We start from the raw sequence: 16,156 nt of genomic DNA, 5'->3' as shown, positions 1-16,156 counted from the left end.
TGCGTCCGACGAGCTGGAGGTGGTCACGATGTGGTGGAACAAGCAGCCGAAGTGCCCGGTGCGCACCGAGGAACAGCTCTGGATCGAGGAGTGGCTGGACTGGCTCGCCAACGAGTTCGGCACCGAGATCCTGCAGCGCCCGGTCGTCCTTCCCGAGCCTGCGTTCTTCCCGTCCGGCTACGGGCTGGCGAGGTATGCCTGGCTGCGCGGCGAGTCCGCGCCGGACTGGGCGAGCCACCTCGACACGAATCCGCGGGTCTACCTGCGGGACGGGCTGCGGTTCATCGCCGCTGGATAACCCCGGTGGCTCGCCGCAGGAGCACGCGGGCCGGTCGTAGTTGCCTTGATAAGGATTGGTACTGCGTGGTGTCGGCGGGGGAGGATGCGCGGATGACCTGGATCGCACCCGAAGTCACCCGGCCCGAGGGCTCGCTGGTGGCGCCCGAGCGGGAACTGCTCGCCGGCTACCTGGACTTCTACCGGACCACGCTGTTGCACAAGTGCGCCGGGCTGACCGCCGAGCAACTGGCCGAGCGCCCCGCGCCGCCGTCGAATCTCTCGCTGCTCGGGTTGATCCGGCACCTCACCAAGGTGGAGCGGATCTGGTTCCGGATCCACTTCGCCGACGGCTCGCCGGCCGATCCGGTCTTCGCCCCGGAGCTCGGCAAGGACGCGGACTTCGAGCTGATCGACGCGAGTCGCGCCCGGTCGGAGTACGAAGGTCTGATCGAGGAATGGGCGCTGTCCGACAAGGCGGCGGCGGGGCGATCGCTCGACGAGCAGTTCACCTTCGGCGGCCAGGTGTCGTCGCTGCGGATGATCTACATCCACCTGATCGGCGAGTATGCCCGGCACTGCGGGCACGCGGACTTCGTCCGCGAACAGCTCGACGGGGTCACCGGCGCTTGATCCAGCCTCCCGTGCGCACGCCGTGACGCTACGGATGGGGCGGCGTGATCGGCGTGTGACACGTGGGACTCGAGAGGTTGTCGGGGTAGCCTGCTAGATATGGCGACCCGCACGTCTTCCCCGGCGCGGGCGCGGAAGTCGGCAGCCAACAGCCCTGGAACGGGCCGGTCGGCAGCTGGTGGACGCTCCCGTCCGTCAGGCGCCCAGAAGCGTGGGCAGAGCGCGAAGAAGCGCAGTGGCTCCACCACTGCGCGTCCCAGCGCGTCCGGATCCACCGGCGCGGGTCCGTTCGCGGCCACCATGCTGTACCTCGGGCGTGGCTTCGTGAAGTGCTGGATCGGCATAGCGCACCTGCTCGGCAGTGTCGTCCGCGGCGTCGGCCACGGCGCTCGTGACCTCGACCCGGCACACCGTCGCGACGGTGCCGGACTCACCCTGATCGGCCTGGCTGTCGTCGTGGCCGCCGCGCTCTGGTGGGAGCTGCCCGGCGCGGTCGGCAACGCAGTACGGACTGTTGTCGGCGGCAGCGTCGGCATGCTCGGCTGGGCCGTTCCGCTGATGCTTCTGTTCATCGCTCTACGCACCCTGCGTCACCCGGACCGTAACGGCCCGGCTGGACGCCAGGTGATCGGCTGGACGGCGATCTCCCTCGGTGTGCTCGGCCTGGTGCACATCGCCAACGGCATCCCTCGCCCGGGCAACCCGGCCGACGGCAGCCTCCAGGACGCCGGCGGCGCAATCGGGTACGTCGTGTCCTCGCTCCTGTCCGACCTACTCACGCAGTACGTCGCGGCGCCCCTCCTGGTGCTGCTGTCGATCTTCGGCGCGCTGGTGGTCACAGGGACTCCGATCTACGCGGTGCCGCTGCGAGTGCGTGCTGCGTTCGACGTACTGCTCGGCCGTACCGAGCTGCCGTCGGATGCCCCGTCGGTCGCGGCCGCCGCGGACGAGACTGTCCGGCTCACGCGCAAGGAGCGCCGGGCGAAGGCAGCTCTGGACGAGGACGGCGAGCCGACCGTCAAGCCGTACGACTCACCTGTGCTCGAGGGGCGCGAGATCTCCAAGCGTGGTCGTAAGAAGGCCGCCGAGGAGGAGCCGTACGACGTCGATGGTGACGCGGCCGCTGGTGCTCCGCCTGCTTACGGTGCCGTCGCGGCCGCGATGAAGCCTGCTGCTCAGCCCGAGTCGGCTCCCGAGCCGCCGCCCCACACGCCGCTGCCGCAGCGCGTCGAGCAGCTCAGCCTGTCGGGCGACATCACCTACACGCTCCCGGACGGCCAAATTCTGAAGCCTGGTTCGGTCCACAAGGCCCGGACGAAGGCCTCGGATGCTGTCGTGGACCGGCTGACCGAGGTGTTCGACCAGTTCGGCATCGACGCGCAGGTGACCGGCTACACGCGTGGCCCGACAGTCACGCGGTACGAGGTCGAACTCGGCTCCGCGGTGAAGGTGGAGAAGGTCACCGCGCTGAGCAAGAACATCGCGTATGCCGTCGCCAGCGCCGACGTGCGGATCCTGTCGCCGATCCCGGGCAAGTCCGCGATCGGCATCGAGATTCCGAACACCGACAAGGAGATCGTCAGCCTCGGCGACGTGATCCGGTCCGCCACCGCCCGCAACGACCATCACCCGATGATCGCCGGACTCGGCAAGGACGTCGAAGGCGGCTTCGTCGTCGCGAACATGGCGAAGATGCCGCACCTGCTGGTCGCCGGTGCGACCGGCTCCGGCAAGTCGTCGTTCGTGAACTCGCTGATCACCTCGGTGCTGATGCGCTCCACGCCGGACGAGGTCCGGATGGTGCTGGTCGACCCCAAGCGGGTCGAGCTGAACAACTACGAGGGCATCCCGCACCTGATCACCCCGATCATCACCAACGCCAAGAAGGCGGCCGAGGCGCTGCAGTGGGTCGTGCGCGAGATGGACATGCGCTACGACGACCTGGCGGCCTTCGGGTTCCGGCACGTGGACGACTTCAACAAGGCGGTCCGCAGCGGCAAGGTGAAGCCACCGCCGGGCAGCGAGCGCGTGCTCTCGCCGTACCCGTACCTGCTGGTGATCGTCGACGAGCTGGCCGACCTGATGATGGTCGCGCCGCGCGACGTGGAGGACTCGATCGTCCGGATCACCCAGCTGGCCCGCGCCGCCGGTATCCACCTGGTGCTGGCCACCCAGCGGCCCTCGGTCGACGTGGTCACCGGTCTGATCAAGGCCAACGTGCCGTCCCGGCTCGCGTTCGCGACCTCGTCGCTGGCCGACAGCCGGGTCATCCTCGACCAGCCTGGTGCGGAGAAGCTGGTCGGTCAGGGCGACGGGCTGTTCCTGCCGATGGGCGCGAGCAAGCCGATGCGTATCCAGGGTTCCTGGGTCACCGAGAGCGAGATCCGCGCGGTCGTCGAGCACTGCAAGGAGCAGTTGCAGCCGACGTACCGCGAGGACGTCACCGCTGTGGCCGGTCCTTCGAAGGACCTCGACGACGAGATCGGCGACGACATGGACCTGGTCGTGCAGGCGGCCGAACTGATCGTTTCCACGCAGTTCGGCTCCACGTCGATGCTGCAGCGTAAGCTCCGGGTCGGTTTCGCCAAGGCGGGCCGGCTGATGGACATCCTGGAGAGCCGGGGCGTGGTCGGGCCGAGCGAGGGATCCAAGGCCCGCGACGTACTGGTGAAACCGGACGATCTAGAGGACTTCATCGCCACACTGCGAGGAGAGTGACCCGTGACCGCCTCTTCCACGATGCCCCACGCCCACCCGGTGGACGCGGACGCCGTGAGCCAGGAGTTCACGATCCGCGGTTCGCAGCAGGTCCACGGCGCGCTCGCGGCCGGGGCGGCCCTGGTCGCGATCGGCTTCGCCGCGTCCGCGTCGACCAGTGCCACCGGCGTACTGCGCTGGCTCGCGGCCGCCGGCTTCGCCGCGCTGGCGGTGGTGTGCGCGCGGGGCCTGACGACCGGGGACATGTTCGTCGCCGACAAGGTCGGGATCCGGCTGCGGATCCGCGACGAGTGGATCGGCGCCCGCTGGGAAGAGATCGAAGAAGTCACCGTTCTGCGGCGCCGGCACCTGCTCGACGACGGCCGGATCGCGGTCCACCTGCTCGACCCCGGACCGGTCGTCGCCGCGATGCCCGAGGCGACTCGCAAGGTCACCGATGCCAACCGTCGGCTCACCGGGACGTCTCTCGCGGTACCGTTCGGGTTGACGGCGCGGCCGTCGAACGGGGAAGTGCTGCAGGCGCTACACATGCTGGCCGATGCCAGATGTCCGGTCAGGGAACAACTCTGACCCGTCCGTGACCCCGTCGGCCCGCGACCGTTGACTAGTGGAGTCGACGGGACCGAACAGTCAGGCGGACGGTGGAGAGGCGGTGATGGCGTGAGCATCGGCAGCGAGCTCACAGCAGCCCGCGAACGGGCGGGCCTGACGATCGACCAACTGAGCGCCGCGACCCGGATCAGAAGCGGCCTGCTCACTGCGATGGAAGCCGACGACTTCTCCCGTTGCGGCAGCAACTTCTATGCCCGCGGCCATATCCGGGCGATCGCGCGGGTCGTGAAAGCCGACCCGGCCGTGCTGCTGGCGAAGTACGACGAGGCCCACCCGACCGAGGACGCAGATCGCACCCGCCGCGAGGAGCGCCTGAACGCGAAGGGCCCGTCGCTGCACCCGGCGCGGCCGCGGTGGACACTCGTCGTCGGGGCCATCCTGGTCTGCCTGATGGGCTGGGGGATGATCCGCCTCTTCACGCTTCCGAGCGACATCGAGGCGAACGCCTCCCGCACCACGCCGACGATCGCCGTGACCACTCCGTCGCCGAAGCCCACGCCCACGAAGACGTCGACGAAACCGCCCGTGACGCCGGTGAAGCCGGCCACCAACAAGGTCAAGTTGACCCTCACGGCCACCAAGGACGGCTCGTACGTCACCTTGCGGAACTACCACGGCCTCAAACTCTTCCAGGGCCTGCTGGGCCCCGGTTCGTCCCAGACAGTCGTCTACCCAGGCTCCATCCGCGTCAGCCTCGGCTCCCTGGCCAACATCACCATCCGCATCAACGACAAACCAGCGGCCCCCAAATCCAAACGCTTCACCATCACCCCCACCGGCACAATCCAAAAAGACAAGTAGGCCCACTCGCCGGGCAAGTAGGCCCGTTCGCCCCGACAAGTAGGCCGGGCCCGCCGGACAAGTAGGCCCGTTCGCCCCGACAAATAGGCTCGGCTCGCCCAGCCTGCTCTCTCCGCGCCAGGGTCTCCTGCCTGCGTCCTCGGCGGGTGGGTGCGGCGGCTGCGTACGCCATCGTCGGCATGCTGCCCACCTATTCCACCCCGCGTGCACATTCGCTCCACCCCCGGGCGTATACGTTCGCGTACTTGCCCGTGGGGCTCGCCTGTCTGCTCGGCGGCGCCGATTCGCGTGCCTCTGGGGGAGTGGTGCTGATGGGCTGGTTTCTGTGGGGTGGGCGGAGCAGTCATACTCGGGGGTGATGACTAAGACTCCCACCACCGTCGCCCTGGTCACGCTGGGCTGTGCTCGTAACGACGTCGACTCCGAGGAACTGGCCGGCCGGTTAGAAGCCGGCGGATTCCGCCTCGTCGACGATGCCGCCGAGGCGGACACCGTGGTGGTCAACACCTGTGGTTTCGTCGAGGCCGCCAAGAAGGACTCCGTCGACACCTTGCTGGCCGCCTCGGACTACAAGGACTCCGGCCGCACGCAGGCCGTGGTGGCCGTCGGCTGCCTCGCCGAGCGGTACGGCGAGCAACTGGCCGAGGCTCTGCCCGAAACAGACGCCGTGCTCGGCTTCGACGACTACGCCGACATCTCCGAGCGCCTGCGGTCGATCCTCGCCGGCAACAAGCACCAGTCACACGTCCCCCGCGACCGCCGCAAGCTGCTGCCCCTCGCCCCAGCCGACCGTGCCGGCGCCGCCGGCGTCGCACTCCCCGGCCACGGCGACCCCTCGGGAGCGTCGACGAGCGGCTCGCGGGGCGAGGCTGCTCGTCCGTTGACACCGGTGAGCGCCGAGTTCAGTGTGCTCGACGGCCAGGCTTTGACGGACGCCGAACTCGAGAAAGCGGGCGTCACCCGCGCCGATCTCACCGGCGGCTCGACCGATCGTGAGCTGAAGGGCCGCACGGTCAAGGCTTCTGAGCGTGAGCTGACCATCGACGCCCCCGACCTCCAGTCCGCGCCGGCCAGTGGCCCTCGGGTAATGCGACGCCGTCTCGACGGTGGACCGATGGCGCCGCTCAAGCTCGCCTCGGGCTGTGACCGCCGCTGCGCGTTCTGCGCGATCCCTGCCTTCCGTGGTGCGTTCGTCTCCCGCCGGCCGACCGAGGTTCTCGGCGAGGCCCACTGGCTGGCCGAGAACGGAGTCCGCGAGGTCTTCCTGGTCTCCGAGAACTCCACGTCGTACGGCAAGGATCTGGGCGATCTGCGCTTGCTGGAGACGCTCGTCGGCGAGATAGCGGCCGTCCCGGGCCTGACCCGAGTGCGTGTCTCGTACCTGCAGCCCGCCGAGATGCGGCCGACGCTGATCTCGGCGATGGCGTCGACCCCTGGCGTCGTCCCGTACTTCGATCTCTCCTTCCAGCATGCTTCCGGGCCGTTGCTGCGGCGGATGCGCCGGTTCGGCGACGCCGAGCGCTTCCTCGACCTGATCGAGCTGGTCCGCGCGCAGGCGCCGACCGCGGGTATCCGGAGCAATGTGATCGTCGGCTTCCCGGGGGAGACCGAGGATGATGTGGACATTCTCTGCGACTTCCTTTCCCGCGCCGGCCTGGACGCGATCGGGGTGTTCGGCTACTCGGACGAGGACGGGACCGAGGCGGAGACGTACGACGGCAAGCTGGACGAGGACACCATCGCGGCTCGCCTCGACCGGGTCACCCGGCTGGCCGAGGACCTGACTTCGGCTCGCGCCGAGGCCCGGATCGGCGAGACGGTGGAGATTCTCATCGAGTCGATCGACGACGGCACCGCCGAAGGCCGCGCCGCGCATCAGGGCCCCGAGGTGGACGGTTCGACGACGCTGACCGGCCTTCCGGACGGTCTGGCCGTCGGTGACCTGGTGTCCGCTGAGGTCGTCGGGAGCGACGGTGTCGACCTGATCGCGGAATACGCCGCGCACGTGGCCACCCGGGAAGGCGTCCCGGCAGCTAACCTGACCGCGTGACGATCCCGCCGACGAACCCGGTGCCGCGCGCGGCAGCCGGCCCGCTCAGCGCGCCGAGTGCCTGGAACGTGGCCAACGCGCTGACCGTGCTGCGGCTCGTGCTCGTGCCGTTGTTCGTCTGGCTGCTGCTCCGCGACGGTGGCGACGCCGAAGGTGCCCGGCTGCTCGCGACGGCGGCCTTCGTGGTGGCCATCGTCACCGACCGGTTCGACGGTGACATCGCCCGGCGCTGGAACCTGGTCACCAACTTCGGCAAGATCGCCGACCCGATCGCCGACAAGGCGCTGACCGGGGCCGCGTTCATCGGGTTGTCCATTCTGGGCGACCTGCCTTGGTGGGTGACCATTCTCGTGATGGTGCGCGAATGGGGCGTGACCGCGCTCCGCTTCTGGGTGATCCGGCACGGCGTGATGCCGGCCAGCCGTGGCGGCAAGCTGAAGACCGTCCTGCAGGCGTTCGCACTGGGTCTCTACCTCCTTCCCTGGCAGTCCGTTGCTGTCCTGCACTGGACCGCCGTCGTCTTCATGGGCGCGGCCGTGATCGTCACGCTCGTCACGGGTCTGGACTATGTCGGCCGAGCACTCCGCCTCCGCGCGGCGGCCGAGAGGCCATTGCCATGACGCGCGACGAGTTGCAGGCCGCCATGCACAAGCTGATCGACCTCGTGCGAGAGCGCGGCGCCACGCTGGCCACTGCCGAGTCGCTGACCGGCGGCATGGTCGGTGCGGTGCTGACCGAAGTGCCCGGGATCTCGGCGATCTACCGAGGTGGCGTGATCGTCTACGCGACCGATCTGAAGGCGACGCTCGCCGGCGTCCCCGCGGACCTGCTGGCCGATGTCGGCCCGGTCCATCCGGACACGGCCGCGGCCCTCGCCTCCGGCGTACGGGAGCGGCTTGGGGCCACCTACGGGCTGGCGACCACCGGTGTGGCCGGACCCGATCCACAGGCTGGGGTCGAGCCGGGAACCGTGTACGTCGGCGTGGCCGGCCCAGCCGGCGTACGGGTTCGGCGGTTGTCGTTGAGCGGTGACCGGGAAGCTGTCCGAAGGGGCAGTGTGCAGGGAGTCTTCGAGCTGGCGGTCGAGCTCGTCGCGGAAGAACCAGGCTGATCGGAGTGTTGGGACCAGCATGGGAACAGGTAGGGCAGACTGGCACGGCGCACCGAAGCTGGACATTGCGAGGAGTAGTGACCCGGCAACGGGTACCGTTGGTCCTCACGGCCGAGCTACCGTGCGAGTAGATTCGGTCCGACAGGCGGAAGGGAGAAACCTCATGGTGCTGGTTCGTGGCCTCCTGGGCGACGTCCTGCGGCGCAAGCGGCTGCGCCAAGGGCGCACACTGCGCGAGGTGTCTGCCGATGCCCGAGTCAGTCTCGGGTATCTGTCCGAGGTCGAGCGCGGGCAGAAGGAAGCCTCGAGTGAGTTGCTCGCGGCAATCTGCACGGCGCTGGATGTGCCGCTGTCGACGATCTTCGCCGAAGTGAGCGAAGACCTGGCCCGCGAAGAAGCACTGGTGCTGGCCCACGAGCCCGCGGTCGTCGCCTCGGCGGCCTGACCACCGGCCCTGTTGGTTGTCTCTGCGGCCTGATGGCCGCCCTGTTGGTCGCCAAGCGCCGCCCGACCGCCGCCGCTCTGTTGGTTGCCTAGGCGCCGCTTCCGGTATCCGGCGATTGCCCGCCGATCCGCTGCCCCTGAGCGTCAGCGACGGCCCCACCCGACATCGCGCTAGCGACGGGCTCATCAGACATCTCCGTCGTGGCTCGGTAAGTCGAGGAGTTCGGCCATCGGCTGTAGTCGTGTCGGCCAAACCAGTTGGAGCGCGGGGATCGGCGGCTGCCCCGGCCTGCGGAACAGGTCGTTGGCCAGGAAGAGATGGGTCGTCGAGTCCGGAACTCGGAGAAGCTCTGGGCGACCGGCGTACAGGTCGCTGAGGTCGTGGCCCTCGTCGAAGCGGCGTCCGGCCAGCACCGCCAGCGCCAGCGGCTCCAGGGCTCTGTAGGCGGGGTAGGGATGGCAACCGAAGGTGATCAGCTCCGGATGCCCCCGCAGGCTCAGGCCGAGCGTGTAGGCGAAGGACGGGTTGCGATTGCCGTCGGCTTCCACATGCTGCACGGTCCACCCGTGGGCGTTGATGTTCTGCTCGACCAGCCGCGCGTACTGGTCATCGGTCATTCCGTCGCACTTGAAGCACATGATCTTCTCCTCTCGGACTCGAACAATTGTTCGATGTGTCAGAGAAGGTATCCGGATTCGAAGGGGTGCGGCGGGTTGTCCACAGGGCTCAGAGAGCGGGCTGGCAGTTCGGGCACCAGAAGCTGACCCGGTCGCGCGGTGGCTCGCCGATCGGGGCCGTCAGAATCGTCGTGGCGCACCGCCGGCACGGTTTCCCGGCCCGCTCGAACACCCAACTGCGCTGACCTGGGCGATCCACTCCCGTGCTGACCTGGGTGCCGTTGCGCAAGTTGGCCTTCATCAGCCGTCGGCTCAGATCGACCGCCGCCCCGAGGTCGACCGACGAGACCGGTCGCCAGGGATGCAGACCGAGCAGAAAGCAGACCTCGACGCGGTAGAAGTTCCCGATGCCGGCCAGGTTGCGCTGGTCCAGCAGCGCTTCGCTGATGGTCCGTGACGGATCGGCCGCCAGATTCGCGATGGCGGTCGCCCGGTCGAACCCGGGCGAGAGCAGGTCCGGCCCGAGATGCCCGACCACCTCGTTCTCGGCGTCGGTGGCAAGAACTTCGAGCACCGGCAGCCGGTAGCCGACGGCCACCCAGTTCGCGGTCTCGAGCACGGCTCTCACCTGATGGTCCGGGCCGCCCTTCCAGCGCTCGCCCGGCCGATACAGATGCCAGCTGCCCTCCATCCGGAAATGGGTATGGATCGTCAGCCCACCGGACAGCCGCATCAGCAGGTGCTTGCCGCGAGCAACAACTTCGAGCACCGTCCGGCCGCTGAGGTCCGTCGTGGCCAAGGTGGGCACGCGAAAGTCCGTCCGCATCAGCTCATGTCCGGCCAGCGCCTGGTCCATCCGCTTCGTCGCTCGCCAGACGGTGTCTCCCTCAGGCATGGCTCACGCCCGCAGCCGCAGGCCCCGCGGCGTCGCGTGGAAGCCGGCCTTCGCCAGCGCATCGCCGAACGCCGTATGCCTGACCTGCTCACCGTCTGCCGTCTCGACACTGAGCTTGCCCAAATGCCCGTCCCTGATCGCGAGTGCCAAGGCATCGACCGCAGGCTGCAGCAACTCGGGATCCTCGGTGAAGCTCAGCACTGTCCGTCCACCACGCTCCACGTAGACGATCAGCCGCCCGTCCACGAGCATCACGAGTGCCCCGGCTTTTCGTCCTGGCCGATGCCCGTCCCGCTCCGGCCACGGCAACGCCGCGCCGTAGGGGTTCGCCGGATCCGAAGCAGCCAGTACTACGGCTCGCGCGGCGACCTCCTCCTTGCCGGGGCGATTCGCAGCACCACGAGGGGGTGGTGAGCCAGCAGTTCCAGGCAGCTCAGCCATCGCCCGCAGCCGGTCGACCGCGCCAGGGAGAGCGAACTGGGCAGCCCCGAGGCCAGCCACGAAGTACCCGCGTCGACAGCGGCCCGACTCCTCGAAGGCGCTCAGCACCTTGTACACCGCTGCAAAACCACCTGGCGTGCGCTCGGTGATCACCGAGCCCCGGGTGACGATCCCGTACCGGTCGAGCAGTGTCTCGGCTGCCGCATGCGCCCGCCGGGTCGCGTCAGGATTGCGCTCGGGCAGTAGCGACCACCGGCCGCCCGCAGTCGGGGGACCGCTGCGTGACGGCATTGCCGGTCGCCCCGGTCGCAGCGCCCGACCGGGGCGGGCGCGAGGCGTAGTACGGCGTGTTCGGTGGCTGCCTCGGCCTGCTCCGACGAGGGCGCGGACCGGTGCCAGCGTGTCGTTGGTGAGTTGGCCTGCCCAGACGAGATCCCACAGCACGCCCACCAGCGTCTCGTCGTCGACGACACCTGCGGTTGAGCCGACGACGTCGCTGAGCTGCCGGAAGAAGAACGCGCCACCGCCGGCGAGAGCATCGAGCACCGCTTGGTGGGTCTCACCCAATTCGAATGTCGGATCCGGATCGGGCAAGGTCAGGTCGCAGTTGTCCGCGAGATGCAAGGAAACCCAGCCGTCGGTGCCCGGCAGCGACCCCGAACCGGCCCACACCACCTCACCGGTCGCGGTCAGCTCATCCAACATGGAGGGTTGGTACCCCGGGACGCGCGACGGCAACACGATCGATTCGAGCGCCGAGGCCGGCACGGCGCATCCCGCGAGCTGCTCGACCGCGGCCAGCAGTACGTCGTACCCGCGTCCGCGGCTGCTCGTGATGCCTTGCCACGCGGGCAGGAAGCGGGCGAGCACCGCAGGATCGACCGGCTCGACCTCCTTGCGCAGCGCGGCGAGCGACCGGCGCCGCAGTAGTCGCAGCACCTCGCTGTCGCACCACTCCATCGCGATGCCACCGGGGAGGAACTCGCCCTCGACCACGCGGCCGGCAGCACTCAACCTGCGAAGGGTGTCCGTCACGACTGCGACACCGGTGCCGAGATGCGTGGCGAGATCGACGGCCCGGAACGGTCCGTGTGTCCGGGCATAACGCGAGACGAGATCGCCGAGCGGATCGGCCACCGGCTCGGCGTGAGCTTCGGCCACTCCAGGTGGCAGGGGCACGCCCAGTGCGTCGCGCAGGCGCGCGACATCTTCGACCACGGCCCACCGATGCTCGCCGGCGATCCGCACTCTGACGACCCGGCGAGCGGCCGCCAACTCCGTCAACCAGGTCTCTGCGTCGGCCCCCTCGACACAACGCTGCGCGGCCTCGGAGATCGACAGTGGCCCAACCATCCGCAGTACGTCGAACAGCCCTTCGGCATCACGGGCGCGGCGGTCCTCGGCCAGCCTCTGCAGCTCGGCCTCGGTGCGCAGCACGACTTCTGCGTCGAGCAGTTCGCGGAGCTCGGTCCTGCCCAGCAACTCAGCGAGCAGTCCTTGGTCGAGAGACAGCGCGGCGGCACGCTTCTCGGCCAGGGGAGTGTCGCCCTCGTACATGAACGCGCCCACGTAGCCGAACAGCAACGACTTCGCGAACGGCGAGGCTTCGGCCGTCTCCACCTCGACCACGGAGACGCGGCGCTCGCCGATCCCGGTCAGCAGGTCCTTCAGAGCATCGATGTCGTAAACGTCCTGCAGCACCTCGCGCAGGGTCTCCAGCACGATCGGGAACGAGCCGTATTTGCTTGCCACACTCAACAATTGCGCCGAACGCTGCCGTTGTTGCCACAGCGGCGACCGCTTGCCCGGGTTTCGCCTCGGCAGCAAGAGCGCACGCGCGGCGCACTCGCGGAACCGTGCCGCGAACAAGGCCGAACCGCCGACCTCGGTCGTGATGATGTCCTCGATCTCCGCCGGATCGAACAGCACCAACTCGGCACCGGGTGGCGCCTCGTCCGTCTCCGGGAGCCGGAGCACGATTCCGTCGTCGCCGGAGACCGACTGCGCGTCCATGCCGTAGCGCTCGCGGAGGCGGGCCGCGATCGCCAGCGCCCACGGCCCGTGCACCTGGCCGCCGTACGGCGAATGAATGCAGACCCGCCAGTCGCCCAGCTCGTCGCGGAACCGCTCGACCACGATCGTGATGTCGTCGGGGACCCGGCTGGTGGCCTGCTTCTGCTCGGCCAGATACGCGACCAGATTGTTGGCCGCGAACTCGTCCAGCCCGGCGTCGCGCGCGCGTTTGACTGCCTTCGTCGCCGGCAGTGCGGCCATCGTCCGCACGAACGCTCCGGTCGCCGCGCCCAGCTCGGCCGGGCGGCCCACGGCGTCGCCCTTCCAGAACGGGAGCCGCCCGGGTTGACCAGGGGCGGGGGAGACCAGCACGCGGTCGTGGGTGATGTCCTCGATCCGCCAACTCGAGGCGCCGAGCGTGAACACGTCGCCGACCCGCGACTCGTAGACCATCTCCTCGTCCAGCTCGCCGACCCGGTGGTTCGTGGACTCGCCGACCAGGAAGACACCGAACAGGCCGCGGTCCGGGATCGTGCCGCCACTGGTGACCGCGAGCCGTTGAGCCCCCGGCCGCCCGGAGATCTCGCCACTGACCCGGTCGAAGACGATCCGCGGCCGCAGCTCGGCGAACTCGTCTGAGGGGTAGCGCCCGGAGAGCATGTCGAGCACACCGTCGTACGCCGAACGCGGCAGCGTCGCGAACGCGGCGCACCGGCGTACCAGGTTGTAGAGCTCCTCGACGTCGATGGTGTCGAGGGCAACGATCGAGACGATCTGCTGGGCGAGCACGTCGAGCGGATTGGCCGGGATGTGCAGACTCTCGATCATCCCATCGCGCATACGCTGGACCACCACGGCCGTGTCGACCAGGTCACCGCGGAACTTCGGGAAGAGCACTCCGCGCGAAACAGCGCCGACCTGGTGTCCGGCCCGGCCGACCCGCTGCAGACCGCTCGCGACCGACGGCGGCGCCTCGACCTGGATGACCAGATCGACCGCGCCCATGTCGATGCCGAGCTCCAGACTGCTGGTCGCGACGACACAAGGCAGCCGGCCCGACTTCAGATCGGCCTCGATCAGGGCACGCTGCTCCTTGCTCACCGATCCGTGATGGGCCCGGGCGATCAGCGGCGGCGCGGCCAGTGAGGCGCCCGATTGCGCCATCAGCTGAGCCGGCGAACCCGTTTCCGGCAGCTCCAGCTCGGCGCGCTCGGCGGCGATCTCGTTCAGCCTGGCGGTCAGCCGTTCCGCGAGGCGGCGCGAGTTCGAGAAGACGATGGTGGAGCTGTGCGCCGAGATCAGGTCGAACACGTGCTCCTCGACATGCGGCCAGATCGACGCGTGCCGCGGCGGCCCGGCTGCGCTGCCCGAGGTCTCGATCTCGGTGTTGGCCAGCTCGGCCATGTCCTCGACCGGAACGACGACGCTCAGATCCCACTGCTTGGTGAACTCGGGCTGCACCACCGTCACAGGGCGCTCGCCACCGAGGAACCGGGCCACCTCCTCGACCGGGCGCACGGTCGCGGACAACCCGATCCGCTGGGCGGGCTTCGGCAGCAGCGTGTCGAGCCGCTCCAGGGTGAGGGCGAGGTGCGCGCCGCGCTTGGTGCCCGCGACGGCATGGACCTCGTCGACGATGACCGTCTCGACTCCGCGCAGCGACTCGCGCGCCTGCGAGGTGAGCAGCAGGAACAGGGACTCGGGGGTGGTGATCAGGATGTCGGACGGTTTGGTCGCGAACTTGCGCCGCTCGTTGGCCGGGGTGTCGCCGGACCGGACCGCGACCTCGACGTCCCGCGGGGTTTCACCGAGCCGCCGGGCGGTCTCGCGGATGCCGATCAGCGGAGCTCGCAGGTTGCGCTCGACGTCGACCGCGAGCGCCTTCAGCGGCGACACGTACAGCACCCGGCAACGCAGTTTGGGGTCCTCGGGCGGCGGCACGGTGGCCAGCCGGTCGAGCGCCCAGAGGAAGGCGGCCAGCGTCTTGCCGGAGCCGGTCGGAGCTACGACCAGTGCGTCCCGGCCCGCGGTGATGGCGTCCCACGCCTCGAGCTGGGCCGGGGTGGCCGCTTCGAAGACGTCGCCGAACCACGCCCGGGTCGCGGGCGAGAAGCGGCTGAACGCGGTGGATCTCTGCACGTCACCCATCTTGCCGGGTGCCGCCGACAGTTTTTCGCGGTTGGCACCCGAGGCGGAAATGTCCCCCGCTTCTGGAATGATCGGGCGCATGAAGAACCGCGTGCGCGCTGCGCTCGTCATCGTCGCCTGCCTGGTCGCCTTGACCGGCTGCGTGAAGATCGATGGCGACCTCAAGGTGAATTCGGACCAGACCGTCTCCGGCTCGATGAAGATCGGCGTCGACAAGCAGCTGATGGAGGCCAGCGGCCAGTCGCTCGACAAGGTCCGGGACCAGATGGAACGCGGGATCAAACAGACCACCACCGACGGCGTCACCTGCAAGGCGTTCGACGACGACAAGTACATCGGGTCCGACTGCAAGCTCGAGGACGTGCCGTTCAGCAAGATGGGCTCGTCGACCGGCGACGGGGTGGGTTTCAGCAAGGACGGCGACACGTTCCACGTCACGATCAAGGGGCTGGATCTGGGCAAGACCTCGACCGGTTCCAACCCGGTGATCAACTTCAAGATCACCATGCCGGGCAAGATCACCGCCCACGACGACGGCGCCAAGGTCGACGGCCGTACGGCGACCTACGACAGCCTGGACAAGCTCGGCAATGTCGACCTGACGTCGGAGTCGGGCAGCAGCTTCCCGCTGTGGGCTCTCATCCTCATCATCGTGCTGCTGCTCGCCGCTGCGGGCGCTGTGGCGTTCTTCGTACTGCGGAGTCGCAAGGCCGCCGCACAACAGCAGTACCCGGGCCAGTACGGGCAGTACCCCGGACAGCCGCAACCGGGCCAGTGGGGACCCCAGTACGGCGGCCAGCCGGGTCAAGGTGGTCCGTATGGGCAGCCGGGTCCGGGCGGCCCGCAGTACGGGCAGCAGCCGGGCGGACCGCAGTACGGGCAGCCGGGCGGCCCTGGGCCGCAGGGGCAGCCGCAGTACCCGGGTCAGCCGCAACCAGGGCAGTACCCTGGACCGCAGCAGCCAGGGCAATGGGGTGGGCCGCCGCAGCAGGGGCCGGGTGGCTGGGGGCAGCCTGGACCACAGGGCCAGCCGCCGCAGGGGCAGCCCCCACAGGGACGGCCGCCGCAAGGGCCGGCGCCTCAGCAGGGACCGCCTCAGCAGGGACCGGCGCCGCAGCAAGGTGGCTGGGGACAGCCACCGCAACAGGGTGGACAACAGGGCGGCTGGAACCGCCCGGACAACGACGGGCAGGCATGAGACTGACAGAATTCTGGGACCGGATGGATCGCCATCTCGGTCCCGCCTACTCACGCACCTGGGCCGAGACCCAGGTGGTGAGCGGCCTCGGTGGTCGTACGGTCACCGAGGCGCTGGCCCAAGGGGAGCACGCCAAGACCGTCTGGCGCGCCGTCTGGGCCCATCTCCAGCTACCGCCCAGCGAGCGCTGAGGCCTGC

General features: G+C 69.1%; 14 protein-coding genes. 11 read left to right on the top strand and 3 right to left on the bottom strand.

Annotated elements, in window-relative coordinates; all coding sequences use genetic code 11:
- The first annotated feature begins 28 nt into the window (after positions 1–28).
- The 9 genes from EV138_RS01810 to EV138_RS01770 all read left to right on the top strand — a co-directional run bounded on the left by EV138_RS01810 (position 29) and on the right by EV138_RS01770 (position 8,646).
- Positions 29–298, top strand: a complete 270-nt coding sequence (locus tag EV138_RS01810) for a hypothetical protein (RefSeq protein WP_133976722.1) — start codon at positions 29–31, stop codon at positions 296–298.
- 92 nt (positions 299–390) lie between these two features.
- Positions 391–909, top strand: a complete 519-nt coding sequence (locus tag EV138_RS01805; protein WP_133976721.1) for a DinB family protein — start codon at positions 391–393, stop codon at positions 907–909.
- 300 nt (positions 910–1,209) lie between these two features.
- A complete protein-coding gene (locus EV138_RS01800; protein WP_133981661.1) occupies positions 1,210–3,627 on the top strand; it encodes an FtsK/SpoIIIE family DNA translocase in 2,418 nt (805 codons plus the stop codon).
- 3 nt (positions 3,628–3,630) lie between these two features.
- Positions 3,631–4,197: a hypothetical protein gene (locus EV138_RS01795; RefSeq protein ID WP_133976720.1), complete on the top strand. Its 567-nt coding sequence runs from the start codon at positions 3,631–3,633 to the stop codon at positions 4,195–4,197.
- A gap of 90 nt (positions 4,198–4,287) precedes the next feature.
- Complete coding sequence (locus EV138_RS01790; protein WP_133976719.1) at positions 4,288–5,040, top strand: helix-turn-helix domain-containing protein; 753 nt, start codon at positions 4,288–4,290, stop codon at positions 5,038–5,040.
- A gap of 358 nt (positions 5,041–5,398) precedes the next feature.
- A complete protein-coding gene (locus tag EV138_RS01785) occupies positions 5,399–7,090 on the top strand; it encodes a MiaB/RimO family radical SAM methylthiotransferase (RefSeq protein WP_133976718.1) in 1,692 nt (563 codons plus the stop codon).
- Entirely contained in the window at positions 7,087–7,710 is a 624-nt protein-coding gene (gene pgsA, locus EV138_RS01780) for a CDP-diacylglycerol--glycerol-3-phosphate 3-phosphatidyltransferase (RefSeq protein WP_133976717.1), read from the top strand. The genes EV138_RS01785 and pgsA overlap by 4 nt, the downstream gene beginning before the upstream one ends.
- Positions 7,707–8,201, top strand: coding sequence for a CinA family protein (locus tag EV138_RS01775; RefSeq protein WP_133976716.1), 495 nt, complete (start codon positions 7,707–7,709; stop codon positions 8,199–8,201). The genes pgsA and EV138_RS01775 overlap by 4 nt, the downstream gene beginning before the upstream one ends.
- Positions 8,202–8,364: 163 nt before the next feature.
- Positions 8,365–8,646: a helix-turn-helix domain-containing protein gene (locus EV138_RS01770; RefSeq protein ID WP_112240686.1), complete on the top strand. Its 282-nt coding sequence runs from the start codon at positions 8,365–8,367 to the stop codon at positions 8,644–8,646.
- 185 nt (positions 8,647–8,831) lie between these two features.
- On the opposite strand, the gene EV138_RS01765 is transcribed toward EV138_RS01770, so the two are convergent.
- The 3 genes from EV138_RS01765 to EV138_RS01755 all read right to left on the bottom strand — a co-directional run bounded on the left by EV138_RS01765 (position 8,832) and on the right by EV138_RS01755 (position 14,760).
- Complete coding sequence (locus tag EV138_RS01765) at positions 8,832–9,263, bottom strand: DUF4262 domain-containing protein (protein WP_166678466.1); 432 nt, start codon at positions 9,261–9,263, stop codon at positions 8,832–8,834.
- Between the two features lie 109 nt (positions 9,264–9,372).
- The gene (locus tag EV138_RS01760) at positions 9,373–10,158 is read right to left on the bottom strand and encodes an Fpg/Nei family DNA glycosylase (RefSeq protein ID WP_133976714.1); all 786 of its coding nucleotides are present in this window, start codon (positions 10,156–10,158) and stop codon (positions 9,373–9,375) included.
- 3 nt (positions 10,159–10,161) lie between these two features.
- Entirely contained in the window at positions 10,162–14,760 is a 4,599-nt protein-coding gene (locus EV138_RS01755) for an ATP-dependent helicase (protein ID WP_133981660.1), read from the bottom strand.
- Between the two features lie 79 nt (positions 14,761–14,839).
- On the opposite strand from EV138_RS01755, the gene EV138_RS01750 reads away from it, so the two are divergent.
- Positions 14,840–15,958 (top strand): LppM family (lipo)protein, encoded by a 1,119-nt coding sequence (locus EV138_RS01750; RefSeq protein ID WP_133976713.1) that lies wholly within the window; start codon positions 14,840–14,842, stop codon positions 15,956–15,958.
- Positions 15,955–16,149 carry a DUF3046 domain-containing protein gene (locus EV138_RS01745; RefSeq protein ID WP_112240694.1) on the top strand — a complete coding sequence of 65 codons (195 nt, stop codon included), beginning with the start codon at positions 15,955–15,957 and terminating at the stop codon, positions 16,147–16,149. Before EV138_RS01750 ends, EV138_RS01745 begins: the two co-directional genes overlap by 4 nt.
- The last annotated feature ends 7 nt before the right edge of the window (positions 16,150–16,156 follow it).

The organism is Kribbella voronezhensis (assembly GCF_004365175.1).
GTDB classification, from domain to species: Bacteria; Actinomycetota; Actinomycetes; order Propionibacteriales; family Kribbellaceae; genus Kribbella; species Kribbella voronezhensis.
The sequence above is the reverse complement of the archived record's forward strand: the minus strand, read 5'-3'. Positions and strand labels throughout refer to the sequence as shown.

Excerpts from the sequence above, each read along its gene's own strand:
- EV138_RS01810 (WP_133976722.1), top strand. The coding sequence starts at position 29 with ATGTGGTGGAACAAGCAGCCGAAGTGCCCGGTGCGCACCGAGGAACAG.
- EV138_RS01805 (WP_133976721.1), top strand. The coding sequence starts at position 391 with ATGACCTGGATCGCACCCGAAGTCACCCGGCCCGAGGGCTCGCTGGTG.
- EV138_RS01800 (WP_133981661.1), top strand. The coding sequence starts at position 1,210 with ATGCTGTACCTCGGGCGTGGCTTCGTGAAGTGCTGGATCGGCATAGCG.
- EV138_RS01785 (WP_133976718.1), top strand. The coding sequence starts at position 5,399 with ATGACTAAGACTCCCACCACCGTCGCCCTGGTCACGCTGGGCTGTGCT.
- EV138_RS01775 (WP_133976716.1), top strand. The coding sequence starts at position 7,707 with ATGACGCGCGACGAGTTGCAGGCCGCCATGCACAAGCTGATCGACCTC.
- EV138_RS01770 (WP_112240686.1), top strand. The coding sequence starts at position 8,365 with ATGGTGCTGGTTCGTGGCCTCCTGGGCGACGTCCTGCGGCGCAAGCGG.
- EV138_RS01765 (WP_166678466.1), bottom strand. The coding sequence starts at position 9,263 with ATGACCGATGACCAGTACGCGCGGCTGGTCGAGCAGAACATCAACGCC.
- EV138_RS01760 (WP_133976714.1), bottom strand. The coding sequence starts at position 10,158 with ATGCCTGAGGGAGACACCGTCTGGCGAGCGACGAAGCGGATGGACCAG.
- EV138_RS01755 (WP_133981660.1), bottom strand. The coding sequence starts at position 14,760 with ATGGGTGACGTGCAGAGATCCACCGCGTTCAGCCGCTTCTCGCCCGCG.
- EV138_RS01750 (WP_133976713.1), top strand. The coding sequence starts at position 14,840 with ATGAAGAACCGCGTGCGCGCTGCGCTCGTCATCGTCGCCTGCCTGGTC.
- EV138_RS01745 (WP_112240694.1), top strand. The coding sequence starts at position 15,955 with ATGAGACTGACAGAATTCTGGGACCGGATGGATCGCCATCTCGGTCCC.